The following is a 24,421-nucleotide window of genomic DNA, read 5'->3' as shown; positions in this document are numbered from 1 at the left end:
CATCTCGCTGATGAACGATTACCTGGAGATGCAGGCCGATAACAAGGCCCGCATCGCACGCTGGAGAGAAGAAAATGAGCGATAGCACGCAGCTTGTGGCGGATCCCTGGGATTTTATTTTGCAGCCGCTACGGGCTAATTCAGCCGCAGGCGAGCACTTCGAACAGCTGTTTGAGAAGCTGACAACCAGCGTAGCGAGCAGGCAAGAGATGCTTTCAGACTCCGTGCTGAAGGTTATTGATAGCCTGCCGGGCGTTATGGAGGGGCCTTTGAACATCGCGGCTAAGCTCCTCTCCTTCACCACGACGGTGGCGACGAAGCTGGAAAATGATTACCGCTCTGCGCAAAGCAGTGGCTCAAGCGTGACGGAGTACAGGGCGCAGAAATACGCCGCGCAGCAGGCGGGAGGCGATCAAAGCCGGCAGGCTGAATTTGCTAATGAATACCAGTCTATGAATCTGGCCTTAAATTTCGATGATGATACGGCAGCGCAGCAGTCCAGCCAGTTTATGACCTCGTTTCGCAAAATAACTACCGTGGTAGACCTACTGCGCGACAAAGCTGGCGCCGGGCTCGCCGCGGGTCTTACCTTACCGCTCGAATCCGTGACGAACACTATCCTCACCAATTTTCCAACGATTGAACAAACCTTCGACCAGATTATCGGCGGTATTACCCAGTTTGGCGCCGTATTTGCGAATGTGATCAACGGAACTATCGGTTGGATTACGGCCATTATCGGCTGGTGGCAGCAGCTCGATGATGGAACACAAAACGTTATCGGCATAGTGACCGCGCTGATTGCCGCCTGGTATCTGCTAAATAGCGCCTTTCTCGCCTCTCCTGTAGGCATTATTCTCGGGCTGGTAGCCGCCATCGGCCTGCTTTATGACGACTTTATGAAGTGGAAAGCGGGCGGTGAGAGTTTTATCGACTGGGGAAAATGGGAGCCCGTGCTCACCTTTGCTTCAGACGCGATAGGTAGCCTGGCAGGCACTATTAAAAAACTCGCGCAGGAATTTTTTAAGCTGTTGGGGATCGATTTCAGCACCTGGTCCATTTCTTCTATTTTCACCGGTTTGCTTGAAGGGTTTAACCAGCTTGGTGAAGTGCTGCAAAAAGTGGGCAAGCTGATTGCGGCGCTAAAGGAGGGAAACTGGTCCGAAGTCGTAAACATCGGGAAAGATTTAATCGGTACAGGTTTAAAAAATTCTCCGGCCGGCATGCTGATGCAAAACGGTGCGGATTATGCCGGAGGAAAAATTGACCAGGCATGGTCCGCAGCCAGTGACTGGTTGACGGGCGGTGAAAAGAAACATACCCGCCGCGGTGAGCAGGGGGTGCTAAGCCCGGCTGCGCTGGAAAACCTGTCGCAGCCAGACGCTGCTTTACGGTTAATAGGCACTGACTACAGCGTGGATAATCAGCGCTATGCCTGGAATAGCGAGGTTACGCAGACCGCATCGGCCAGCGTCGCTTCACCCACTTTCAATAATAAAACTGACATTGTGATTAACGGTGCCCGCGATCCCATCGAGGTGGGCAACGAAGTCGAAAGACGTCAGACAAGCGTGTATTCGCGCTATGCGCAAATGGCTATGCCGGGGGTAAGCTAATGGATACGGTTTCAGCGCTTTTCCAGCGCCCAACGCGTGGTTTCGCTTTTCTGGTGCCGGAGGTGACCATCAGTGAAGTACATACCGACTCGCTTAATATCGCCTTACACCCTGTGGAAATAGGAGCGAATATCAGCGATCACGCGTGGAAAATGCCGGGCGAACTGGTTCTTAAATGCGGTTTTGGCGGCGGGGGTTCACTGGTGGATTCTTTCAATACGACCGCCTTCGGCGTTGGGCTCGGTCTAAGTCCCGCCCAGGTGTACCAACACATACTGGCGCTGCAGGGAGACTGTGAACCTTTCGACGTCATTACCGGAAAGCGCACCTACCACAATATGCTACTCAAACAGCTTCAGGTCACTACGGAGAAAAATACCGAAAACGTTTTGGTATGTACCCTGACTTTAATTGAGGTGCTGCTTTCCGCTACGCAGGTCCTGACATCCGCCGACAAAGCCAATATGTCCAGGGGCGTGAGCACTTCCCGCGTTCAGAACGGCGGCACTAAGACCACCACCCCGATCGGAACATGGAGCATGTCTAACCTCTAACTTTCAGGAGTGATTATGCCTGTAGCAGAAATTCCCCTTAGTGCGGATAACCAGATCTTCGCCATTCAGCTTGCTGACCGACAGCTCAGGCTGCGTTTGTTGTATCGCGATGAAGCGGGGTGGGTTCTGGATATTCTGGAAGCCGACGAAACGTCCATTGTCAGCGGCATCCCGCTTGTGACGGGCGTCGATCTTCTGGCGCCGTTTAAACATCTGGGCTTTGGCGCAAGCTTACGGGTGGTATCGGATGATGTCGCTGAAGAATATCCCACAAAAGTAAACCTGGGCTTCCGCAGCCATCTTTATTTCGTCACGCCAGACTAATTCGCCGTTGGGAAAGTTAAGAGAGCCTTTATGAGTCAGAACTGGTTACGCCATTTTGAAGTGCAGCTGCTTGATGCCAAAGGAGAGGGCATCACGCTGTCTGATTTCAAAGCTATTTTTAAGGTGGAGTGGTATCTGGGTAAAGCGCCAAAAATGGCGGAGATAAAAATCTATAACCTGGCGGCGGATACCGCGAACCGCATCATCGGGAGCGAATTTTCTAAAATTCGCCTCATTGCAGGCTACAACGGGATGATGCCCGTTGTCAGCCAGCAGCAGGTTGGCATCGCCCGGGATGTGACGGGGATTGAAACAGGGCAAAGAGACGGTATGAACTATGGCCTGATCTTCAGCGGTGATATTCGCGTCACAATTACAGGAAGGGAGAACACGCCGGATAGCTGGCTGTTGATTCAGGCCATTGATGGCCATGAAGCCATAACCTACGCAACTATCAGCGCAACCCTTGCCAAGGGGTATCGGGTCAAGGATATGTACGATCTGGCGCTGGCCCGCCCTGAAACCCTACAACATTATCGCCGGGATGATGCCGAATTTCCCCGACGCCGTTTTCCCGCGCGGTTACACTTTTCACGGTAAAGTCAGCGACTACCTCAATCAGATAGCCATGCTTTGTAAAGCCGACTGGAAAATTATTGATGATCGTCTGGATATGTATCCCAAAGATCGGGTGACGCATCCGGCTATTAAGCTTAATAGCGCAAGCGGTTTGATCGGCATGCCTCAGCGCACGACTAATGCAGGCGTAAATGCAACCTGCCTGATCAATCCGAATATTCGGTTAAAAGGCCTGATTCATCTGGATCAGGCATCGATCCTGGCTGCGCAAACCGATCTGAATTCGTTAAAAAATTTGCCGGCCTCTTCATCCTCTTCCCCGCAAAAACAGGCTTTAAGCGTTGCCACGGACGGCGTATACGAAGTCTGCGGCATTACCTACGACGGGGATACTCGCGGAACTAACTGGAAAATGGAGTTGATGTGTCAGATGCCCGGAGCAACAGACGCGGGGAATGATGTGTCTGCTGAACAAGTAAAATAGAGCATCGTTCTTTTTAATAATAAAACCCGCCGCCGGCGGGTTTTCCATTTATGGAGGCAAAGATGGCTTTAAACGCTTCGGCCCTTAGCGGCGAACTGGCCGAAACGCTGGCGGCCGCGACGGCGGCGCTTAGTAACGATCTCCGCGTTGCGCTGCCCGGCATAATCCAGTCCTTTGATGCTGAAACCGTAACCTGCACCATTGCCCCGGCGATCAAAGGGGGACAAACAGCCAGCGATGGCAAGGTAAGTTCAGTCAGCTATCCACTGCTGGTGGATGTACCGGTAGTTTTCCCACGCGGCGGAGGCTGCACGCTCACTTTCCCCATTAAGGCCGGTGACGAATGTCTGGTGGTTTTTGCCGACAGAGCCATAGATTTTTGGTGGCAAAACGGCGGCACGCAGGAGCCCGTTAATGCGCGGCAACACTCGCTAGCGGATGCTTTCGTCATACCCGGCCCGCAGTCGCAGGTCAGGAAAATTGACGCTATCAGCACCAGCGCCGCCCAATTGCGTACCGATGATGGCGCGGCTTTTATTGAAGTAGCGGCGGGACATGACATAACGCTTGTCACAACCGGGAAATTAAGCGCCAGCGCTCAGGGCGGAACTGAAATTACATCGCCGACGATTGTCCTGAACGGCGCGGTCACCATCAATGGCCCGCTTGCGCAGGGGAAAGGTTCTGCGGGCGGAGGTGCATCGTTGCGTGGTCCGGTCGTCGTTGACAGTCAGGTAACCGCAGGCGGCATAAGCCTGACAACACATACCCATGGCGGCGTGCAAAGTGGCGGAAGTAATACAGGAGGGCCCGCAATGAAATACCGCAAAGAGATAGACAACGACTATGCCTTCGGGCGAGGTGATGCAGCTTTTCTGGTCGATAACGCACAGGCCGTCGCGCAGGCGGTCAGGACGCGCCTTTGCCTGTGGCGCGGGCAATGGTTTCTGGACGTTAACGAAGGCACGCCCTACGCCCAGGCGGTGTTGGGTAAACAGGCGCCGGATGTTTACACGCTAGCCATTCGCGATCGTATTTCAGGCACGCAGGGGGTAAAAGCTATCACCGCCTTCAATACGCAAAATAAAAACAGCAATCGACGCCTGACTTTCAGCGTTACGCTGGACACCATCTATGGAGAGGTAACCGTCGATGTATGAAGATTTAATTAACACAATGCTACCGACCATCAGCCAGGATGGTATTTCAGCACCCGATTTCCAGACCATCCTTGAACAATGGAAAATCATTTTCAGGGATATTTATGGTGATGATATTTATATCGAACCGGACAGCAAAGACGGCGTGCTGCTGTCTCTTATCTCCTACGCTCTGCATGGTTGTAACAACGCGACGATAGCGGCGTATAACTCTTTTAGTCCGCATAGCGGAATGGGGGAGGGGTTATCGCGAAATGTTAAAATCAACGGAATTACGCGTAAGCTGGCCGGTAACTCAACGGCTGATGTGGTTTTAACCGGCAAAGTCGGTACAGTGATTAAAAATGGTCAGGTTCGCGATGCCGCGGGCAATATCTGGTTATTACCCGCGCAGGTGACGCTCGACTTGCATGGCAAAGCGACAGCAACCGCAATCTGTCAGACGCCAGGAGCAATTAGCGCCTTAAGCGGTGATATTTCCGAGATAGCGACGCCCACGTTGGGCTGGCAAAGCGCCATAAACCAGACGGCGGCAACGGAAGGCCGGGCGACGGAAACCGATGCCGAATTGCGCCAGCGTCAGGCGCGATCTGTTGCCCTGCCTTCTAAAACCGTTCTTGAGGGTTTAGAAGGCGCGCTCGCCAATTTACCGGGAGTGGGACGGTTACGCGTATTCGATAACGATACGGATACCAGCGATGATAACGGTATTCCCGCGCATAATATTGCCGTTGTTATTGAAGGAGGCGATGCGGGGAGCATCGCCAAAGCTATAGCATTGAAGAAGACGCCCGGCGTGCCGACCTACGGCACAACGACGGAAAATGTTATCGACAGCTATGGCAATGCTAAGCCGATTCATTACTTCCGGCCTGCTGATATCCCAATCTATGTCGAGATCAGATTAAAGCCGCTGCTGGGCTATACCACGGATATTGGTAATGGTATTAAAGAATCGATAAGTGAATTTATTAACTCGCTAAACATTGGCGATACCTTATTTTTGTCTCGTCTATTTGTGCCGGCTACCCTGAGCGCTGCCAGCGGCGGAAATACTTATGACATTCTCTCCATTGAAATAGGGAGAACAGAAAATTCACTTTCAACGGCTAATTTACCGGTCGCCTTTAATGAACTGGCAACCAACGTTATCGCGAATATAAACATCATAACGGTGTCGGTATGAGCAATAAATACAGCGAACTGATTCCCTCTTATCAGCTTGAAGCGCCACGCTATGCCGCTACTCTGGATGCGGTTACTTCAGCATTTGTTGCTCAGCAAAACATTACCAGCAGCTTTATTCGTGATTTTGATGTTGATAAGGCTATTGGTGCCCAGTTGGATATCCTTGGGCAATGGATCGGGCAAACCAGAAGAATTAACGCGCCTATAGAAGATTTTTTCTTTTCCTTCGATAACGTCGACCTTGGCTTCGATTATGGCTACTGGAAAAATCGCTACGACGCCGAGTTCGGATTTATCGATCTTGATGACGAAAACTATCGTGCCGTTTTACGAGCGAAAATCGGCGCAAATAACTGGGATGGAACAAATGAAACCCTTCCAGATATTTTACAAAATATTTACCCTAAGAAAGATATCCTTATTTCATTTGCCGATAATCAGAATATGACTATGACGGTTTCGGTGAAAGGTAAATCAATCTCCAGCATCACCAAAGAAATTATCCGTCAGGGATATCTTGCCATTAAGCCGGGCGGGATTACCGTTAATTATGAAATTACCGAGGGTTAACCATGCCTGTAAATGATTTTAAGGCGTTCGCTACAGGCGAGCTTGCCAACGTATTATCACAACCTGAATATGAAGATTTAGAAGCGCTGGGAACCGGCTTTCAGTCCGGCATCGCCCGCAGCGAAGAGCTAAATAAAGTCTGGCGTCAGGGCCTCGACTATCGCTTCCGTGGTGGCCTCGTTTATGGCGACGAAGTCCGGTAACGACGTGCTGGATAACGGTGATTTAAACAGCCTGCAGGCCACGTTGTTAAAAGCGCTGTTGAACAACTCAACGAGCCAGCTGGACGGACGCTATTTGAAAGCGACGGCCAACCTGTCTGAGCTAACCAACGCCGGCACCGCTCGCGGTAACCTGGGGTTGAAAGGCGCAGCAGTACTTGATGTCGGCACCGCTGCCGCAACCGTGGCGGCAGGAAATGACGCGCGTATTGTCAACGCGCTGCAGAAAGGTAATAACCTGGCTGATGTCATGAGTGTGGTGACGGCACGCAGTAACCTGGGACTGAAAGGAGCATCTGTACTTGATACGGGTACAACGGCTAATAGCGTTGCTGCTGGAGATGATTCGCGAATTGTTAACGCGGTACCTAATGCCCGTAAAGTTAACGGACATGCACTTACGGGCGATATCAATGTCACTTCGCAAGATATTTTTAATGGTCAGACTATAGCGATTGGCAGCGGAGCCGATCTGAATACCTATACAATCCCGGGATTGTATTTTCAAAGCATGAATGCACAGGCGGCGGCTGGCAGTAATTATCCAGAGCCAATTGCCGGCTCGCTCGAAGTGATTAAACATGCAGGCATTACACAAGTTTATCGCACCTATAGTTCTTCACGATGCTATATCCGTTCACTTTATGGTGGTAGTTGGTCGGGCTGGGCAAAGGTTTATGATACATCTAATAAACCCACAGCGGCGGAGGTTGGAGCATTACCTGCCAGTGGTGGTCGGCTAACAGGCAATATAGAACTATTTACGCCGGCTCCGATAATTCAGTTAAGTGAAAGCGATACCGGGAAGAAGTATTTTATTGTGGCCGATGGAAGTGGTTTTCGAGTTAATGAGGATTCTACTGGCGGTAATAATATTATTTCTTATGCTGGCGGAAGTAAGGTATTAACTTCTGTAGGTCAAGTGGTTCCCGGTAACTATACTAATTTCGATAATAGATACCAGTTAAAAGGTAACTATACCACTACGGGTACTGCATATACAAAAGCGGAAAGTGATGGGCGATATATACTTAAAACATCCAGTGTAATTGGTATGCGAGTTGGAGCTCGAGGAACTATTGGCACGGATAGCGGCACAAGTGATGTAGATGCGCCTGTGGGTAATTTTATGACCGGCCATTTAGGAAATAATGGAGATGTACGTTACGGGAGATGGTATGTACGTGCCTTACAAATAAATATTAATGGTACATGGCAAACAATTACTGCGTAATAAGGGTTGGAAATGATTATCAATAATTTTAACTTGTCAAAACTTGAACAGATCGAAGGTTATACGGTGGGGCATCTTACTTCAGAAGATGGACAGGATTGGTATGAATCGCAAATTTTATTCGACGAGAGTAAATTAAAAATTGAGTTCGAAAGTGATGGCTTGATTACCAGGTTATCGATGGATGTTTCTGAATTGTGGCCTTTAGGGAAATCTGTTGCTGACATTGAACTAAAAAAAGTCCCCAAAGATATTAATGAAAAAGGAATGTGGATTTTTGATGGTGAAAATATAGTTGCGATACCCATTGATTATACCACCGTTGCTATAGCTCAAAGGGCGCAACTTATTAATGAGGCTAGTCAGGTTATAGCAATGCTGCAGGACGCCGATGAATTAGGTTTGGAACAACCGGCTGATCTTCAGGATCTAATTGCATGGAAAAAATATCGCATTGAAATTAACCGGGTAGATGTTTCTCTGGCACCAGATATTAAATGGCCTGAAAAGCCTTTGTAATACTCGATTGGGATTGTTTCTGTGTGAGGGAGAATACCGAATGCGGTATTGATAATATGATTTTTTTGATTGAGTTAGCTACATGGGGAGTAATAATTAAATTATTATGTGTTAAATGCGTAAATGATATAAAAAGTCCATGATGGTTCAGTTTGTTGACCAAGTGATAATTCCATTTATTAGGAGGGAGGCAAGAAGCCTGGAGAAAAGGCTTCTTATTCTCTGCTGGCGTATGATTTTTTTTGGGTATAAATCGCATTTGCCAGTTCCAGCTTGTTTCATTTACTGCTGGGGTCTGGGTTATATAAACTATCTGTATTTATCAAACCAATTTCTTCACCAACGCCTCGCTGTGGCGGATACGATCCGGGGCGTTTTCCAGGTCCTGTTGTACCAGCGCCATAAACAGCAGGTCCGTTAACATCATCTGCGCGCTGGTTGAGGAAATGGCCGCGCTGCGCGTCGCCAGCTCTTCCGCGATGGTGTACAAGCAAAGCGTGGCGCGCTGCTGCAGCGCATTTGGCGTAAAGCCGGTGACGGCGAGGACTTTTGCGCCCGTGCGCAGGGTTTCATCGGCGGCGAGGTTAATTTCGCGCCGTTCGCCTGAATAAGAAATAGCGAAAAGGATATCGTCAGCGCTAAGCGCCTGCGCGGTTGCCAGCAGGGCGTGCATATCTTGTTCCGCCACGGCGTTAATGCCGATCTTCATTAGCTTCCAGGCGAAGTTTTTCGCAACCAGGCCTGAGGCGCCGATACCGACAATCAGCACGCGCCGCGCGTTGCGCAGCATGGCGACGCTTGCCAGCAGTTTTTCCTCGCTGTTGATATCAAGGCTTGCATGCATAGCGGCGAGATTATCCTTAATCAGCTTTTCGCCAACCAGCCTTAACGGGTCATCGCCAAGAATTTGATTGTGGACCGGCACTGAGTGAGGATCCTGTCCGCTGGCCAGGGCTTCGCTGATGGCAAGTTTCAGGGCGGGAAATCCCTTAAACCCCAGCTTTTGCGAGAATTTTACAACGCTTGACTGGCTTACTCCCGCCTCCTGCGCCAGCAGCTGCGAGCTGAGATGACGCGCGCGGTCGGGATTGGCCAACAAATAATCTGCCAGTTTACGGTCACTTTGCGCCAGGGTGGGATAACGCTGGCGGATACGCAGTAAACAATTCATGTCCTCTCCGTGGGAGCAATGCAAAAGCGGTTTCGGTAAATGATAACGTAAATAGCGGCTCTGAATGAACGCCGTATTCTGTTATTACGTCATTAGCTGGAATTAAATATTCAATATAACAACGTCCGACGATTGTTACCGGAAAGATGAGGTTCTATCTGTTAGGCTTTGTGTAACGGCCGCGGTCGGAGGCGGTTTACACGGCTTATGGAATTTGACGATCAAAGGAGTAGCGTTTGACAAACCAGAGCGAGCGTCGGGTAGTGTTTTTCGATTTGGACGGCACCTTGCATCAGCAGGATATGTTCGGCAGTTTTTTGCGCTATCTGCTGCGCCATCAGCCCCTCAATCTGTTGCTGGTTATTCCGCTGTTGCCGGTAATAGGCGGCGCGCTGCTGATTAAAGGCCGCACCGCTCGCTGGCCGATGAGCCTGCTGCTTTGGGGAGCAACCTTCGGACACAGCGAAGCGCGGCTTAAACAGCTGGAAATGAGCTTCGTTAGCTGGTTCCGCAGCCGCGTCACGGCGTTCCCGGTTGTGCAGCAGCGGCTTACTGACTACCTCACCAGTTCCGATGCGGACGTCTGGCTTATCACCGGTTCGCCGCAGTCGCTGGTGCAGCAGGTCTACTACGACACGCCGTGGCTGCCTGAAGTGAAGCTCATCGCCAGCCAGATGAAGCGTTCGCACGGCGGCTGGGTGCTGACGTTACGCTGCCTCGGCCATGAAAAAGTCGCCCAGCTTGAGCGGCAAATCGGCACGCCGCTTCAGCTCTACAGCGGCTACAGCGACAGCAAGCAGGATAACCCGCTGCTCTATTTCTGCCAGCACCGCTGGCGCGTCACGGCGCAGGGACAGCTGCAGCAGCTTGAGTAACGCATTTCGCATCTGATGGGCGATGTGTATAATGCGCCGCGCCTTAATTCCCCCGGAGCTGCCCGTGTCAAAGAGTGAATTTACCCATGAATACTGGATGCGCCACGCGCTGATGCTTGCCCGGCGCGCCTGGGATGAAGGGGAAGTTCCGGTCGGCGCCGTGCTGGTGTATAAAAACCAGGCGATCGGCGAAGGGTGGAACCGGCCTATCGGCCGTCACGACCCCACGGCGCACGCGGAAATCATGGCGCTGCGTCAGGGCGGACTGGTGCTGCAAAACTACCGCCTGCTGGATACCACCCTTTATGTCACCCTCGAACCCTGCGTGATGTGCGCAGGCGCCATGGTGCATAGCCGTATCGGTACGCTGGTCTTCGGCGCGCGGGATGCGAAGACAGGGGCGATTGGCTCGCTGATGGACGTCCTGGGCCATCCCGGCATGAACCATCAGGTCGGCGTTACTGAAGGGGTACTGGCAGCAGAGTGTTCGGCGATGCTGAGTGATTTTTTCCGCGCCCGTCGTCTGCAGAAAAAGGCCCTAAAGGAAACGGCCCGTAAGGCGGAGTAGCCAGCTCCACGGGCGCCACCGCCGGATAAGCCTCAGCAAATTTCGCCTCCTGCGCCGCCAGCTTTTCCTTCTCCTGAAGATACCCTTCCAGACTCAGCTGGTACTTACGGATATTCTCAACGTACGCGTAGGCCTCATGGCCGCGAGCGTAGCCGTAGGTCGTTTTGCTGTAGTACTGCTTCTGGCTGAGCAACGGCAGCGTCACTTTAACGTCCGCCCAGCTATCGGGATTGCCTTTTAGTTTCGCGGTAAGCTGCCTTGCGTCGAGCATATGGGCGTAGCCCATGTTGTAGGCCGCCAGCGCAAACCAAATCCTCTCGTCTTCCGGCACCGTCTCCGGCACTTTCCCCATCATATCTTTCAAATAACGGCTACCGCCGCTGATGCTCTGCTCCGGGTCGAGCCTGTCCGTCAGCCCCAGGCTTTGCGCGGTGTTTTTAGTCAGCATCATCAGGCCGCGCACGCCGGTAGGGGAGGTGGCCTGGTTATCCCAGTGAGATTCCTGATAAGAGATAGCGGCAAGCAGCCGCCAGTCGATATCCGTTGCGTATTTTTCAAACAGCGGCTGAAGCTCGGGCAAAACACCGTCCACGGCGTTAAGAAAGGTGCGGGTATCGACATAGTCAAATTCCCCGATGTGGCCGAGATACTTTTCTTCCAGGCGGGCCATAATGCCCTCGCCGCTTAGCCTGTTATAAAAATCGAGCAGGGCTGCGGAAAGGCTGTCATCGCCGTCGCGCACGCTAAACCACGTCACCGGCTGCTCATCGGTAACGTCCAGCGCGACCGCCAGCTGGGGATGAACGCGCTGGAAAATGCTGATGGCGATAGAGTCGGAAACGGTAAACGCAATGCCGCCATCCACCACCTGCTGCAAAAGCTGGCTGCTGGTGCGTTTCTCATCGATACGCCACGTCAGGTCCGGATATTTGCTCTCTTTTAGCGCCTGCAGATCGCTCAGCACGGCAAGGCCCGGAGATAACACCAGCTGGTTCTCTTTCAGGCCCGCGAGCGTTTTAGGACGAGGGCCGCCCACGCGGTAAACCATCTGCTGTGATACGGAATAATAGGTTGGCCCCGCCTGGTAATGCTGGCTACGCTCGGTGTTATACACCAGGCCGGCGGCGAGCAAATCGGCGTTGCCGTTATCCAGATCGTCAAACAGCGCATTGATGTTCGGGCGAACCCCTATCTGAAGCTTTACGCCAAGATAATCAGCGAACTGTTGCGCCAGCTCGTAATCAAACCCCGAAGCTTTGTTATTCACCACGCTATAGGTCATCGGCGAGGCAATAGTGCTGACGCGCAGGACTCCCCGCGCTTGAATGGCGGCGATACGGTTTTCGGCTTTTCCGAACCAGGGAATGGAGGGCCAGAGCGCCACTGCCAGCAACAAGGTTACAACACCGATAAGCAGATAATTAATCTTAAGTCTTTTCAAACGGTTAATGGTCTGCAGTGCCTCGGGTCTTAGCTCACAATGGTCATTTTCATAGGGGGTTCAGCGACAGGATGAGGCGCATTTTGCTTAACAAAGCGCCAGCGCGCAACTTATTCGGCTCCGCTGGATGCTTTTTGTACAGTAAAAAGTAATGCTTTTATTTCTACGCAAACGGTTTCGTCACGGCGCGGTATTCTCTATAATGACGCCCGTTTTCCCCTTGCGCCCACGTGAGCGTCGCTCACGCTTGAAGACGAGAGATCTTTGATGATGGAAATTCTGCGTGGTTCCCCCGCTCTATCGGCATTTCGTATTAACAAACTGCTGGCCCGTTTTAAAGATGCCCACCTGCCGGTGAGCGACATTTACGCCGAGTATGTTCACTTTGCCGATTTAGACGCGCCGCTGAGCGCCGATGAGCACGCACGGCTGCAAAGGTTGCTGAAATACGGCCCAACCCTTGCCGACCACGCCCCGACCGGCCACCTGATGCTGGTGACGCCTCGCCCTGGCACCATCTCCCCTTGGTCCTCGAAAGCTACCGATATCGCCCACAACTGCGCCCTTGCCAAAGTTAAGCGTCTGGAGCGCGGCGTAGCCTATTACGTCAGCGGCGAGACCCTGACCGACGAGCAGCGGCAGGAAGTGAGCGCGCTGCTGCACGACCGTATGATGGAGAGCGTGTTCGGCTCCCTGAACGACGGCGAGAAGCTTTTCTCTCATCACGAACCGGCGCCCGTACAAAGCGTCGATTTGCTTGGGCAGGGGCGCGATGCGCTTGTGGAAGCCAACATTCGCCTTGGCCTCGCGCTGGCGGAAGATGAAATCGACTACCTGCAGGAAGCGTTCACCGGGCTTGGCCGCAATCCGAACGATATCGAACTGTATATGTTCGCGCAGGCCAACTCCGAACACTGCCGTCATAAGATTTTCAACGCCGACTGGGTGATTGACGGAAAACAGCAGCCGAAGTCGCTGTTTAAAATGATTAAAAATACCTTTGAGCAAACGCCCGACCACGTACTGTCTGCCTATAAAGACAACGCGGCGGTTATGGAAGGCTCAGCGGTAGGGCGCTTCTTCGCGGACCGTGAAGCAGGCCGCTACGATTTCCATCAGGAGGAGGCGCATATCCTGATGAAGGTCGAAACGCACAACCACCCGACGGCGATTTCTCCGTGGCCGGGAGCGGCAACCGGCTCCGGCGGTGAAATCCGCGACGAAGGCGCGACGGGACGCGGGGCGAAGCCCAAAGCAGGCTTAGTCGGTTTCTCGGTTTCCAACCTGCGTATTCCGGGCTTTGAACAGCCGTGGGAAGAAGATTTTGGCAAGCCGGATCGTATCGTGACCGCGCTGGACATCATGACCGAAGGCCCGCTCGGCGGCGCCGCGTTTAACAACGAATTTGGCCGTCCGGCCTTGACGGGATATTTCCGTACCTATGAGGAGCGCGTCAACAGCCATAACGGCGTTGAGCTGCGCGGCTACCATAAGCCGGTCATGCTGGCGGGCGGCATCGGTAACATCCGCGCCGACCACGTTCAGAAGGGCGAAATTCCACCGGGCGCGAAGCTTATCGTGCTGGGCGGTCCGTCCATGAATATCGGCCTTGGCGGCGGGGCGGCTTCCTCTATGGCCTCAGGCCAGTCCGACGCGGATCTGGACTTTGCGTCCGTACAGCGCGACAACCCGGAAATGGAACGTCGCTGCCAGGAGGTTATCGACCGCTGCTGGCAGATGGGCGAGCACAACCCGATTCTGTTTATTCACGACGTGGGCGCGGGCGGTTTGTCTAACGCTATGCCGGAGCTGGTCAGCGACGGCGGCCGCGGCGGTCGTTTCGAGCTGCGCGACATCCTCAACGACGAACCGGGCATGAGCCCGCTTGAAGTGTGGTGTAACGAATCTCAGGAACGCTATGTGCTGGCGGTTGCGCCAGAGCAGATTGAGCTGTTCGACGAGCTTTGCCGCCGCGAACGCGCGCCGTACGCGGTTATCGGTGAAGCCACCGAAGAGCAACATCTGACGCTCAACGACAGCCATTTCGACAACCGGCCTATCGACATGCCGCTGGACGTGCTGCTGGGCAAAACGCCGAAGATGGAGCGCAACGTTGAAACCCTGAAAGCGAAGGGCGAGGCGCTCGACGTCAGCACGATCGGCATTGCCGACGCGGTCAACCGCGTTCTGCACCTGCCGGCGGTTGCGGAAAAAACCTTCCTGATAACCATTGGCGACCGCAGCGTGACCGGCATGGTTGCGCGCGACCAGATGGTTGGCCCGTGGCAGATTCCGGTCGCCGACTGCGCGGTGACTACCGCAAGCCTCGACAGCTACTACGGCGAAGCGATGTCCATCGGCGAACGCGCGCCTGTTGCGCTGCTCGATTTCGCCGCTTCCGCGCGCCTTGCGGTGGGCGAAGCGCTGACCAACATCGCCGCCGCCCAGATTGGTTCGCTTAAACGCATCAAGCTGTCCGCCAACTGGATGGCCGCTGCGGGCCACCCCGGCGAAGACGCTGGCCTGTACGAAGCGGTTAAGGCCGTGGGCGAAGAGCTTTGCCCGCAGCTTGGCATCACCATTCCGGTGGGCAAAGACTCCATGTCGATGAAAACCCGCTGGCAGGAAGGCTGCGAACAGCGTGAGATGACCTCTCCGCTTTCGCTGGTTATTACCGCGTTTGCTCGTGTCGAAGACGTGCGCCGCACGGTGACGCCGCAGTTGAGCACCGAGGATAACGCGCTGCTGCTTATCGACCTCGGAGCCGGCCACAACGCGCTGGGCGCAACCGCCTTGTCGCAGGTTTATCGCCAGCTGGGCGACAAGCCTGCCGACGTGCGCGACGTTGCGCAGCTCAAAGGCTTCTACGATGCGATGCAGGCGCTGGTCGCCGAACGCAAGCTGCTGGCCTATCACGACCGTTCGGACGGCGGCCTGCTGGTTACGCTCGCGGAAATGGCCTTTACCGGCCATTGCGGCGTGGAGGCGGATATTGCCGCGCTGGGCAAAGATCGTCTTGCCGCCTTATTTAACGAAGAGCTGGGCGCGGTGATCCAGGTTAAAGCGGCGGATCGCGCGGCGGTGGAGCAAATCCTTGCCGATCATGGCCTGGCGAACTGCGTACACCTCCTCGGTAAAGCCGTAACCGGCGACCGTTTCACTATTACGGCGGACGGCCACGCGGTGTTCAGCGAAAGCCGTTCTACGCTGCGCATGTGGTGGGCGGAAACCACCTGGCAGATGCAGCGCCTGCGCGATAATCCGGCCTGTGCGGATCAGGAGCATGAAGCGAAAGCCAATGACAAGGATCCCGGCCTGAACGTGAAGCTGAGCTTCGACATTAACGAAGATGTCGCCGCGCCGTTTATCGCCACCGGCGCCCGGCCCAAAGTCGCCGTTCTGCGCGAGCAGGGCGTTAACTCCCATGTTGAAATGGCCGCGGCCTTCCATCGTGCGGGCTTCGACGCCATCGACGTGCACATGAGCGATCTGCTGGCGGGACGCCGCGGGCTGGAAGATTTCCAGGCGCTGGTAGCCTGCGGCGGTTTCTCCTACGGCGACGTGTTAGGCGCGGGAGAAGGCTGGGCGAAGTCGATTCTGTTCAACGAGCGCGTGCGCGACGAGTTCGAAACCTTCTTCCACCGCCCGCAAACCCTGGCGCTGGGCGTATGTAACGGCTGCCAGATGATGTCTAACCTGCGCGAGCTGATTCCGGGCAGCGATCTGTGGCCACGCTTTGTGCGTAACCAGTCCGACCGCTTTGAAGCCCGATTCAGCCTGGTGGAGGTCAGCTCCAGCCCGTCATTGCTGCTGCAGGGGATGGCAGGTTCGCAGATGCCGATCGCCGTCTCGCACGGTGAAGGCCATGTGGAAGTGCGCGACGCCGCGCATCTGGCTCAGCTTGAAAGCAAAGGGCTGGTGGCGCTGCGATTTGTCGACAACTTCGGCAAAGTCACGCAGGCCTATCCGGCTAACCCGAACGGCTCGCCAAACGGCATTACCGCGGTCACCAACGAAAGCGGGCGCGTCACTATTATGATGCCGCATCCGGAGCGCGTGTTCCGTACGGTCAGCAACTCCTGGCATCCGGCGGAGTGGGGCGAAGACAGCCCGTGGATGCGTATCTTCCGCAATGCCCGCAGGCAGTTAGGTTAATCATCACTCCCCGCTTCGGCGGGGATTTTTTTGTCTGTAAATCCCGACAGGGCTCTTTTTAAGTGACTCCAAAAGGTGACATTTAATTATTTGTTTTTAATGGATTTATTTTAATGGACCTTATCATGTTGCCGTTTGGCGACAGAAAGGTTAAAAAAGACGCCCGTCTGCTTTAGCTGATTTATTAAATAAATACATTTAAAAACAGATGATTATAAATTGTTATTTAAATGTGGCACGCATCGTGCATTTAAGTAAGCAGTGGCTCATTCACTCTCTTATGTCAGCCCTCTTTTTAGAGTCGTGCTACATAAACCATCGAATGATGCACTCAAGGTGCCTGCCGTCCACCTTTTGCCAATAGTCTTCGAGACCTGGCATACTCCGGGCGAAACGTTGAGTAAGGCACCGCCTGTTTCCAGAGCAAAGGCAGGGTTTAACACCCTGCCTTTGCTGTTTCTGAGCATCCAGACTTTAAACTCCCTCCGATCCCGGCTAGCATCATGTCTCACAGGTAAATTTGAGATGAAGCTATTGAACCAGTGGCACTTTTTCCCCCGATCCCTGCGCCAGCTCGTGATGATGGCTTTTTTGCTGGTGCTGGTGCCGCTGCTGGTGCTGGCCTGGCAGGCCTGGCAGAGCCTTAACGCGCTCAGCGCGCAGGCCGCGCAGACCAACCGCACTACGCTAATCGACGCCCGCCGCAGCGAGGCGATGACCAACGCCGCCCTCGAAATGGAACGCAGCTATCGCCAGTACTGCGTGCTGGACGACGCGACGCTTGCAAAGGTCTACCAGGGGCAGCGTAAACGCTACGCGCAAATGCTCGACGCCCACGCGGGCGTGCTTCCCGACGATCATCTCTACCAGGCGCTGCGCCAGTCCTTAAACGATCTTGCCGAGCTACAGTGCAAAAACAGCGGCCCCGACGCGACGGCCGCGGTGCATCTTGAAGCCTTCGCCACCGCCAATACCGAAATGGTGCAGGCCACGCGTACGGTGGTGTTTTCTCGCGGCCAGCAGCTGCAGCAGGAAATAGCCGAGCGCGGCCAGTTCTTTGGCTGGCAGGCGCTGGTGCTGTTTTTACTGAGCCTCGGCCTGGTGATTATCTTCACCCGCATGATTATCGGCCCGGTGAAGGGCATCGAGCGGATGATCAACCTGCTTGGCGAAGGGCATTCTCTCGGGGATTCCGTATTGTTCAAAGGCCCGCGCGAACTGCGCTCGGTCGGGCAGCGCATCGTCTGGCTAAGCGAACGTCTCTCCTGGCTTGAATCGCAGCGCCACGAATTTTTGCGGCACATCTCCCATGAATTAAAAACGCCGCTTGCGAGTATGCGTGAAGGGACGGAGCTGCTGGCGGATCAGGTCGCCGGGCCGCTTACCGCCGATCAAAAAGAGGTGGTGGAGATCCTCGACAGCAGCAGCCGCCATCTGCAGAAACTCATTGAGCAGCTGCTGGATTACAACCGCAAGCTGGCGGACGGCCAAGTCGAACTGGAAAAAGTGGCGCTCAAGCCGCTGGTTGAAGTGGTACTCTCCGCCCACAGTTTGCCGGCACGGGCTAAAATGATGCATACCGAATGCGACCTCAGCCCCGTGGCCTGTCTGGCGGAACCCATGCTGTTAATGAGCGTGCTGGATAATCTCTATTCCAATGCGGTGCACTATGGCAGTGAATCCGGTACCATTTACCTCCGCAGCCAGCAGGTTGGTTCTATGCTACGTATTGAGGTGGCGAATACCGGACAACCTATTCCTGCCACCGAACGGGAGATGATCTTTGAGCCTTTTTACCAGGGCAGTCTACAACGTAAAGGTGCGGTCAAAGGCAGTGGCCTGGGGCTGAGCATCGCCCAGGATTGCATCCGCCGCATGCACGGCGAGCTGCGCCTGGTTGAGGACGATAAAACCGACGTCTGTTTCCGTATTGAATTGCCAGTCTTTCCCGAGAATGAATAAAAAATGAAAGTGACACTATTTCGTCGCCGTATTGGCGTAATTTTACTGCCGTTACTGCTGGCAGGCTGCGTGCAAAATACGGTGACCAGCGCGATTAAACAACCTCATCAGCCGCAGGTGCCCGAGCAGCAGCTGGCGGATTACCTTTCCACCGACTGTATGGATATCTGGCACATCGAGGGGCGTGAGGCGGTCAACAACCCTCTATTCTGGCTGCGCGGAATGGACTGCGCCGAGCGGCTGCCGCCGGCGGAGGCGCGGGCGAAAGCCCGCCAGTGGCCGGCCGATACCTGGCAGGACACCTTTAAGCGCGGCATCCTGCTGGCCAACGCCAAAATCACGCCAACGGAGCGTCGCCGCTATATGTCGCAGCTGGATACTATGGCTGGCGAAGTGCCTGCGCAGGTGCGCCCGCTCTTCCAGGTGTGGCGGGATGGACAGGCTTTATTGCTCGATCTTTCCGACGAGCGCATTCGCTACAGCAGGCTCCAGCAATCGGCGGATGGGGAGCTCGATACGCTGCGCGAGCAGCAACAGCGCCTGCGTAACCAGCTGGATCTGACCACCCGCAAACTTGAAAATCTGACGGATATCGAACGGCAGCTTTCCAGCCGTAAACCGGCCAGCGGCTATCTGCCGGACGGCAGCCGGGGCGCTGAAAAAGCGACTCCGGCTCCTGCGGCGCAGGGCGAAGCGGATGACGATATCACTAAGCCGACGCCCGAAACGGATAGTGAAAAACCGAAGCAGGAGGCAAAACCATGACCCAACGCAAACCGGCCCGGCTGCTGCTTGTTGATGACGATCCCGGGCTGCTCAAACTCCTCGGCATGCGTCTGGTCAGCGAGGGCTACACCGTTTCGACGGCGGAAAGCGGCGCAGAAGGGCTGCGGCTGCTGAGCCGTGAAAAGATCGACCTGGTAATAAGCGACCTGCGCATGGATGAAATGGACGGCATGGCGCTGTTCGCGGAGATCCAGAAGATGCAGCCGGGAATGCCGGTTATCATTCTTACCGCGCACGGTTCGATTCCGGACGCCGTTGCCGCCACCCAGCAGGGGGTGTTTAGCTTCCTGACCAAGCCGGTGGACAAAGACGCTTTATATCAGGCAATCGACGACGCGCTGGTGCACACCATCGCCGCCGGCGACGATATGTGGCGCGAAACGATAGTTACCCGCAGCCCGAACATGCTGCGCCTGCTGGAACAGGCGCGGATGGTCGCGCAGTCCGACGTCAGCGTGCTGATTAACGGCCAGAGCGGTACCGGGAAAGAGATTCTGGCCCAGGCGATTCACAACGCCAGCCCGCGCAGTAAAAACGCATTTATCGCCATCAACTGCGGAGCTTTGCCGGAGCAGCTGCTGGAGTCAGAGCTGTTCGGCCACGCGCGCGGCGCTTTTACCGGCGCGGTGAGCAGCCGGGAAGGGCTGTTCCAGGCTGCGGAAGGCGGCACGTTATTCCTCGACGAAATTGGCGATATGCCGATTCCCCTGCAGGTTAAGCTGCTGCGCGTCCTGCAGGAGCGCAAGGTGCGGCCGTTGGGCAGCAACCGCGACCTGGATATTAACGTGCGTATTATCTCCGCGACCCACCGCGATCTGCCAAAGGCTATGGAACGCGGTGAGTTTCGCGAAGACCTCTTTTATCGCCTGAACGTGGTGAACCTGAAGATCCCGGCGCTGCACGAGCGCGCGGAAGATATTCCGCTGCTGGCAAACCATCTGCTGCGCCAGTCGGGCCGACCGTCACAAGCCGTTTGTGCGCAGCTTCTCAACGGACGCGATGAAGCGCTTAATGGCCGCCAGCTGGCCGGGCAACGTGCGCCAGCTGGTTAACGTTATTGAGCAGTGCGTGGCGCTGACCTCCGCTCCCGTCATCAGCGAAGCGCTGGTGGAGCAGGCGCTGGAAGGCGAAAACACCGTGCTGCCCACCTTTGCCGAAGCGCGTAATCAGTTCGAGCTCAACTACCTGCGCAAGCTGCTGCAAATCACCAAAGGCAACGTCACCCATGCGGCGCGCATGGCGGGGCGTAACCGCACCGAATTCTATAAATTACTCTCGCGTCATGAACTCGATGCCAATGACTTTAAAGAGTAGTCTGTGGTAATTTGGGCAACCGATTACCATGCTTGCAGCACACATAACCTGTGCGGGAATGACAGAAAACTATGAAAAAAATTGATGCGATTATTAAACCGTTCAAACTGGATGATGTGCGCGAAGCGCTGGCGGAAGTCGGCATCACCGGCATGACGGTGACCGAGGTAAAAGGCTTCGGCCGCCAGAAAGGGCATACCGAGCTTTATCGCGGCGCCGAATACATGGTGGATTTTCTGCCGAAGGTAAAAATTGAAATTGTGGTGACCGACGATATCGTCGATACCTGCGTGGACACCATCATTCGCACCGCCCAGACGGGTAAAATCGGCGACGGCAAAATCTTTGTCTTTGACGTGGCGCGCGTGGTGCGTATCCGTACCGGCGAAGAAGACGACGCGGCGATTTGATTTAAGGCCCTCTCCCGGCAGGAGAGGGCTTAGCGGCTACATCACCTTATGCGGGCCAAAGCATTCGTAGTGAATACGATCCTTTTCAACGCCCAGCTTCACCAGCTGTTCGGCGGCGAAACGCATAAAGTTCACCGGGCCGCACAGATAGAACTGCATATCCGGCGCGCTGATTTTCCCTTCGTGCGCCAGCAAATCCATTAACCCTTCGCTGTTGAATTTTGCCTGAGCGCGATCGCTCTCGTTCGGCGCCCGATACCAGACGTGGCTTGCAAAGCGCGCCAGCCGCTTACCTGTATTATTCACCTCGTCGGCAAAGGCGTGCACATCGCCGTGTTCTGCCGCGTGGAACCAGTTAACCTGCGCGGCATGGGCGTTTTTCGCCAGCGTATCAAGCATCGCCAGCATCGGCGTCTGGCCTACGCCCGCGGAAATCAGCGTCACCGGCGTTTGCGGCGCAACGTCCATAAAGAAATCACCTGCCGGCGCCGCCAGATAGACTTCATCGCCCACCTTAGCGTGATTATGCAGCCAGCTGGAAACCTGGCCTGAATCTTCGCGTTTTACCGCAATGCGGTAGCTTTTCCCGTCTGGTTTACGGGTTAAAGAGTACTGACGAATTTCCTGATGCGGGAAACCTTCCGGCTTGAGCCAAACGCCAAGATACTGGCCCGGCTGGTAATCGGCCACCGGCTGGCCGTCTACCGGGGCGAATTCGAAGCTGGTTATCAGCGCGCTTTGCGGCTCTTTTGCCACAATGCGGAATGCGCGAGTTCCTTCCCAGCCGCCGTCTTTCGCCGCGTTCGCCTGATAAATCTCCGCTTCACGATTGATGAAAACCTCCGCCAGCACGCCGTAGGCTTTACCCCAGGCGTTCAGCACTTCCTCGCCCGGGCTGAACATCTCATCAAGAGTGGCTAACAGATGACCGCCAACGATGTTGTACTGCTCGGGTTTAATCTGGAAGCTGGTATGTTTCTGGGCAATTTTCTCAACCGCCGGCAGCAGAACCGCCAGGTTCTCGATATTGGTGGCATAGGCGCAGATGGCGTTGAACAGCGCTTCTCGCTGGTCGCCATTGCGCTGGTTGCTCATGTTAAAGATTTCTTTCAGCTCGGGGTTATGGCTGAACATGCGATCGTAGAAATGGGCGGTGAGTTTCGGGCCGGTGGCGGCAAGCAGGGGAATGGTTGATTTCACAACGGCGATGGTTTGTGCATCTAGCATGGTTAGCTCCTGAAAACAGCTTGTTTTATATAAGTAGCATTTTAAATGCATCTTATAAAAATAGGCCTGGGTTGTAAATGGGCTATCGATGTTAACGACGCCGATCACAGAAAGTGAAAAACACGCATGTTGCTGATGAAGAAATATCCGTCAAAATCCCGGCGAGCTTATGCCGATAAACCCTTGCGCCATGCCGAGCCAATCGTTTGCGTAAAAACCTCTGTCAAGCCCTATCACCCAATACCAATTCGGTTTACACTGTTGCCCGTCGCCCGAAAGGGCCCCCTCAAAGCAGTCCAAATTTTTACTGTTAGCTGAGTCAGGAGATGCGAATGTTAAAGCGTGAAATGAACATTGCCGATTATGATGCCCAACTGTGGCAGGCTATGGAGCAAGAAAAAGTACGTCAGGAAGAGCACATTGAACTGATCGCCTCCGAAAACTACACCAGCCCACGCGTTATGCAGGCGCAGGGTTCTCAGCTGACCAACAAGTACGCTGAAGGCTATCCGGGCAAGCGCTATTACGGCGGCTGCGAATACGTCGACGTGGTTGAGCAGCTGGCTATCGACCGCGCAAAAGAGCTGTTCGGCGCAGACTACGCTAACGTACAGCCGCACTCCGGCTCCCAGGCTAACTTCGCGGTATACACCACTTTACTCGAACCTGGCGATACCGTGCTGGGCATGAACCTGGCGCACGGCGGCCACCTGACTCATGGTTCCCCGGTAAACTTCTCCGGCAAGCTGTACAACATCGTTCCTTACGGTATCGATGAAACAGGGCATATCGACTACGCGGATTTGGAAAAACAGGCCAAAGAGCACAAGCCGAAAATGATCATCGGCGGCTTCTCCGCTTATTCCGGCGTGGTTGACTGGGCAAAAATGCGTGAAATCGCAGACCAGGTCGGCGCTTACCTGTTTGTCGATATGGCTCACGTTGCGGGTCTTATCGCCGCAGGCGTTTACCCGAACCCGGTTCCGCACGCGCACGTTGTGACCACCACGACCCACAAAACGCTGGCAGGCCCGCGCGGCGGCTTAATCCTTGCGAAAGGCGGCAGTGAAGAGCTGTACAAAAAGCTCAACTCCGCCGTGTTCCCGGGCGCGCAGGGTGGCCCATTGATGCACGTTATCGCGGGCAAAGCGGTGGCGCTGAAAGAAGCGATGGAGCCCGAGTTCAAAACCTATCAGCAGCAGGTTGCTAAAAACGCCAAAGCGATGGTTTCAGTCTTCCTGGAGCGCGGCTACAAAGTGGTATCCGGCGGTACCGACAACCACCTGTTCCTGCTGGATCTGGTTGATAAAAACCTGACCGGTAAAGAAGCCGATGCGGCCCTGGGCCGGGCGAATATCACCGTGAACAAAAACAGCGTGCCGAACGATCCGAAGAGCCCGTTTGTAACTTCCGGTATTCGTATCGGTACGCCGGCTGTGACGCGCCGCGGCTTTAACGAAGCAGACGTTCGCGAACTGGCGGGCTGGATGTGCGATGTGTTAGACAACATCAACGACGAAGCCGTTATTGAACGCACCAGGCAAAAAGTGCTGGATATCTGCGCTCGCCTGCCGGTGTACGCGTAGTCTGGTCGAAATGAAAAAGCCGCGAAAGCGGCTTTTTTTATGGATAAAATTCAGCGTTTATCGAGAGAAATACCGCCGGGGCCGACAATCGCCAGCAGCAAAAACGCTCCGGCGATGCTGACGTTTTTATAGAAGTTAATCATATTCGGCACCACCGCGTCCCCGGTCATATTCCAGTAGTGGTGGCCAATCACCGCCGTCCCCAGCGTATAAAAGATAAAAATTATCGCCAGCGGGCGGGTAAAGAAGCCCAGCACGATAAGTATTGCGGCGACAACCTCCATCAGCACGGCGATAACGGCGGAGATCGTCGGCAACGGCGCGCCAACGGATGCCATATATTGCACGGTCCCGCTAAAGCCGGTCATTTTCGGCACGCCAAAAATAATAAACAACAGCACCAGAGCGATTCGCGCGATCAGCAGCATGACAGGACGCGACTGACCAAAGTCGAAATAACGTAATCTGTTCATAGTG

General features: G+C 54.6%; 23 protein-coding genes and 2 pseudogenes. 21 read left to right on the top strand and 4 right to left on the bottom strand.

The features are described from left to right. The first annotated feature begins 10 nt into the window (after positions 1-10). The 13 genes and pseudogenes from WLO32_RS15460 to WLO32_RS15400 all read left to right on the top strand — a co-directional run bounded on the left by WLO32_RS15460 (position 11) and on the right by WLO32_RS15400 (position 8,449). The gene (locus WLO32_RS15460) at positions 11-85 is read left to right on the top strand and encodes a DUF6889 family protein (protein WP_435948315.1); all 75 of its coding nucleotides are present in this window, start codon (positions 11-13) and stop codon (positions 83-85) included. Continuing rightward, entirely contained in the window at positions 75-1,616 is a 1,542-nt protein-coding gene (locus WLO32_RS15455; protein ID WP_435945884.1) for a hypothetical protein, read from the top strand. Before WLO32_RS15460 ends, WLO32_RS15455 begins: the two co-directional genes overlap by 11 nt. Then, positions 1,616-2,170 (top strand): phage baseplate protein, encoded by a 555-nt coding sequence (locus WLO32_RS15450; protein ID WP_435945883.1) that lies wholly within the window; start codon positions 1,616-1,618, stop codon positions 2,168-2,170. Before WLO32_RS15455 ends, WLO32_RS15450 begins: the two co-directional genes overlap by 1 nt. Positions 2,171-2,185: 15 nt before the next feature. Further along, positions 2,186-2,494, top strand: a complete 309-nt coding sequence (locus tag WLO32_RS15445) for a phage baseplate plug family protein (protein ID WP_435945882.1) — start codon at positions 2,186-2,188, stop codon at positions 2,492-2,494. 30 nt (positions 2,495-2,524) lie between these two features. Beyond that, positions 2,525-3,094, top strand: coding sequence for a hypothetical protein (locus WLO32_RS15440; RefSeq protein ID WP_435945881.1), 570 nt, complete (start codon positions 2,525-2,527; stop codon positions 3,092-3,094). Further along, positions 3,039-3,557, top strand: a complete 519-nt coding sequence (locus tag WLO32_RS15435; protein ID WP_435945880.1) for a hypothetical protein — start codon at positions 3,039-3,041, stop codon at positions 3,555-3,557. The genes WLO32_RS15440 and WLO32_RS15435 overlap by 56 nt, the downstream gene beginning before the upstream one ends. Before the next feature lie 62 nt (positions 3,558-3,619). Beyond that, positions 3,620-4,369 (top strand): annotated as a pseudogene (locus WLO32_RS15430) (Gp138 family membrane-puncturing spike protein); the annotation flags it as partial. Between the two features lie 3 nt (positions 4,370-4,372). Next, positions 4,373-4,717 carry a hypothetical protein gene (locus tag WLO32_RS15425; RefSeq protein WP_435948314.1) on the top strand — a complete coding sequence of 115 codons (345 nt, stop codon included), beginning with the start codon at positions 4,373-4,375 and terminating at the stop codon, positions 4,715-4,717. Beyond that, complete coding sequence (locus tag WLO32_RS15420) at positions 4,710-5,903, top strand: baseplate J/gp47 family protein (RefSeq protein WP_435945878.1); 1,194 nt, start codon at positions 4,710-4,712, stop codon at positions 5,901-5,903. The genes WLO32_RS15425 and WLO32_RS15420 overlap by 8 nt, the downstream gene beginning before the upstream one ends. Continuing rightward, positions 5,900-6,475, top strand: a complete 576-nt coding sequence (locus tag WLO32_RS15415) for a DUF2612 domain-containing protein (RefSeq protein ID WP_435945877.1) — start codon at positions 5,900-5,902, stop codon at positions 6,473-6,475. The genes WLO32_RS15420 and WLO32_RS15415 overlap by 4 nt, the downstream gene beginning before the upstream one ends. A 2-nt stretch (positions 6,476-6,477) precedes the next feature. After that, on the top strand, positions 6,478-6,678 hold the full coding sequence (locus WLO32_RS15410) for a hypothetical protein (protein ID WP_435945875.1): 201 nt from the start codon (positions 6,478-6,480) through the stop codon (positions 6,676-6,678). After that, entirely contained in the window at positions 6,659-7,930 is a 1,272-nt protein-coding gene (locus WLO32_RS15405) for a pyocin knob domain-containing protein (protein ID WP_435945874.1), read from the top strand. The genes WLO32_RS15410 and WLO32_RS15405 overlap by 20 nt, the downstream gene beginning before the upstream one ends. A 12-nt stretch (positions 7,931-7,942) precedes the next feature. Continuing rightward, complete coding sequence (locus WLO32_RS15400) at positions 7,943-8,449, top strand: tail fiber assembly protein (protein WP_435945872.1); 507 nt, start codon at positions 7,943-7,945, stop codon at positions 8,447-8,449. A 322-nt stretch (positions 8,450-8,771) separates the two neighbouring features. Here the strand turns inward: WLO32_RS15400 and WLO32_RS15395 are convergent, their stop codons facing one another. Further along, complete coding sequence (locus WLO32_RS15395; protein ID WP_435945871.1) at positions 8,772-9,620, bottom strand: MurR/RpiR family transcriptional regulator; 849 nt, start codon at positions 9,618-9,620, stop codon at positions 8,772-8,774. Between the two features lie 236 nt (positions 9,621-9,856). Here WLO32_RS15395 and yfhb point away from each other — a divergent pair, with 236 nt between their 5' ends. Both yfhb and tadA read left to right on the top strand, forming a co-directional pair. Then, entirely contained in the window at positions 9,857-10,495 is a 639-nt protein-coding gene (gene yfhb / locus WLO32_RS15390) for a phosphatidylglycerophosphatase C (RefSeq protein WP_435945870.1), read from the top strand. Positions 10,496-10,559: 64 nt separating this feature from the next. Then, complete coding sequence (tadA, locus tag WLO32_RS15385) at positions 10,560-11,063, top strand: tRNA adenosine(34) deaminase TadA (RefSeq protein ID WP_435945869.1); 504 nt, start codon at positions 10,560-10,562, stop codon at positions 11,061-11,063. Here the strand turns inward: tadA and mltF are convergent. After that, positions 10,954-12,504, bottom strand: a complete 1,551-nt coding sequence (gene mltF / locus WLO32_RS15380; protein WP_435945867.1) for a membrane-bound lytic murein transglycosylase MltF — start codon at positions 12,502-12,504, stop codon at positions 10,954-10,956. The two genes, tadA and mltF, sit on opposite strands and share 110 nt — an antisense overlap. A 267-nt stretch (positions 12,505-12,771) precedes the next feature. Between mltF and purL the strand changes: the two genes are divergently transcribed. From purL to glnB, 5 genes and pseudogenes are all read left to right on the top strand, one after another. Beyond that, a complete protein-coding gene (gene purL / locus WLO32_RS15375) occupies positions 12,772-16,659 on the top strand; it encodes a phosphoribosylformylglycinamidine synthase (protein WP_435945866.1) in 3,888 nt (1,295 codons plus the stop codon). Positions 16,660-17,184: 525 nt separating this feature from the next. Then, positions 17,185-18,621: a two component system sensor histidine kinase QseE/GlrK gene (qseE, locus tag WLO32_RS15370; RefSeq protein WP_435945864.1), complete on the top strand. Its 1,437-nt coding sequence runs from the start codon at positions 17,185-17,187 to the stop codon at positions 18,619-18,621. Between the two features lie 3 nt (positions 18,622-18,624). Continuing rightward, positions 18,625-19,386 (top strand): two-component system QseEF-associated lipoprotein QseG, encoded by a 762-nt coding sequence (gene qseG, locus WLO32_RS15365; protein ID WP_435945863.1) that lies wholly within the window; start codon positions 18,625-18,627, stop codon positions 19,384-19,386. Further along, positions 19,383-20,721: pseudogene (gene glrR, locus WLO32_RS15360) on the top strand (two-component system response regulator GlrR). Before qseG ends, glrR begins: the two are co-directional and overlap by 4 nt. A gap of 71 nt (positions 20,722-20,792) precedes the next feature. Continuing rightward, entirely contained in the window at positions 20,793-21,131 is a 339-nt protein-coding gene (gene glnB / locus WLO32_RS15355) for a nitrogen regulatory protein P-II (protein WP_002438074.1), read from the top strand. A gap of 36 nt (positions 21,132-21,167) precedes the next feature. Here glnB and hmpA read toward each other — a convergent pair whose 3' ends face one another. Then, positions 21,168-22,358, bottom strand: coding sequence for an NO-inducible flavohemoprotein (gene hmpA, locus WLO32_RS15350; RefSeq protein WP_435945861.1), 1,191 nt, complete (start codon positions 22,356-22,358; stop codon positions 21,168-21,170). 332 nt (positions 22,359-22,690) lie between these two features. On the opposite strand from hmpA, the gene glyA reads away from it, so the two are divergent. Then, entirely contained in the window at positions 22,691-23,944 is a 1,254-nt protein-coding gene (glyA, locus tag WLO32_RS15345) for a serine hydroxymethyltransferase (RefSeq protein WP_435945860.1), read from the top strand. 50 nt (positions 23,945-23,994) lie between these two features. Here the strand turns inward: glyA and WLO32_RS15340 are convergent, their stop codons facing one another. After that, positions 23,995-24,417 carry a DoxX family protein gene (locus WLO32_RS15340; RefSeq protein ID WP_435945858.1) on the bottom strand — a complete coding sequence of 141 codons (423 nt, stop codon included), beginning with the start codon at positions 24,415-24,417 and terminating at the stop codon, positions 23,995-23,997. Between the last annotated feature and the right edge of the window lie 4 nt (positions 24,418-24,421).

The organism is Dryocola mayonis (assembly GCF_051307045.1).
Taxonomy (GTDB): Bacteria; Pseudomonadota; Gammaproteobacteria; order Enterobacterales; family Enterobacteriaceae; genus Dryocola.
The sequence above is the reverse complement of the archived record's forward strand: the minus strand, read 5'-3'. Positions and strand labels throughout refer to the sequence as shown.

Bases quoted from the DNA above. Each gene is read 5' to 3' on its own strand.
- WLO32_RS15455 (WP_435945884.1), top strand. From the start codon at position 75: ATGAGCGATAGCACGCAGCTTGTGGCGGATCCCTGGGATTTTATTTTG.
- WLO32_RS15450 (WP_435945883.1), top strand. From the start codon at position 1,616: ATGGATACGGTTTCAGCGCTTTTCCAGCGCCCAACGCGTGGTTTCGCT.
- WLO32_RS15445 (WP_435945882.1), top strand. From the start codon at position 2,186: ATGCCTGTAGCAGAAATTCCCCTTAGTGCGGATAACCAGATCTTCGCC.
- WLO32_RS15440 (WP_435945881.1), top strand. From the start codon at position 2,525: ATGAGTCAGAACTGGTTACGCCATTTTGAAGTGCAGCTGCTTGATGCC.
- WLO32_RS15435 (WP_435945880.1), top strand. From the start codon at position 3,039: ATGATGCCGAATTTCCCCGACGCCGTTTTCCCGCGCGGTTACACTTTT.
- WLO32_RS15425 (WP_435948314.1), top strand. From the start codon at position 4,373: ATGAAATACCGCAAAGAGATAGACAACGACTATGCCTTCGGGCGAGGT.
- WLO32_RS15420 (WP_435945878.1), top strand. From the start codon at position 4,710: ATGTATGAAGATTTAATTAACACAATGCTACCGACCATCAGCCAGGAT.
- WLO32_RS15415 (WP_435945877.1), top strand. From the start codon at position 5,900: ATGAGCAATAAATACAGCGAACTGATTCCCTCTTATCAGCTTGAAGCG.
- WLO32_RS15410 (WP_435945875.1), top strand. From the start codon at position 6,478: ATGCCTGTAAATGATTTTAAGGCGTTCGCTACAGGCGAGCTTGCCAAC.
- WLO32_RS15405 (WP_435945874.1), top strand. From the start codon at position 6,659: ATGGCGACGAAGTCCGGTAACGACGTGCTGGATAACGGTGATTTAAAC.
- WLO32_RS15400 (WP_435945872.1), top strand. From the start codon at position 7,943: ATGATTATCAATAATTTTAACTTGTCAAAACTTGAACAGATCGAAGGT.
- WLO32_RS15395 (WP_435945871.1), bottom strand. From the start codon at position 9,620: ATGAATTGTTTACTGCGTATCCGCCAGCGTTATCCCACCCTGGCGCAA.
- purL (WP_435945866.1), top strand. From the start codon at position 12,772: ATGATGGAAATTCTGCGTGGTTCCCCCGCTCTATCGGCATTTCGTATT.
- qseE (WP_435945864.1), top strand. From the start codon at position 17,185: ATGAAGCTATTGAACCAGTGGCACTTTTTCCCCCGATCCCTGCGCCAG.
- qseG (WP_435945863.1), top strand. From the start codon at position 18,625: ATGAAAGTGACACTATTTCGTCGCCGTATTGGCGTAATTTTACTGCCG.
- glnB (WP_002438074.1), top strand. From the start codon at position 20,793: ATGAAAAAAATTGATGCGATTATTAAACCGTTCAAACTGGATGATGTG.
- hmpA (WP_435945861.1), bottom strand. From the start codon at position 22,358: ATGCTAGATGCACAAACCATCGCCGTTGTGAAATCAACCATTCCCCTG.
- glyA (WP_435945860.1), top strand. From the start codon at position 22,691: ATGTTAAAGCGTGAAATGAACATTGCCGATTATGATGCCCAACTGTGG.
- WLO32_RS15340 (WP_435945858.1), bottom strand. From the start codon at position 24,417: ATGAACAGATTACGTTATTTCGACTTTGGTCAGTCGCGTCCTGTCATG.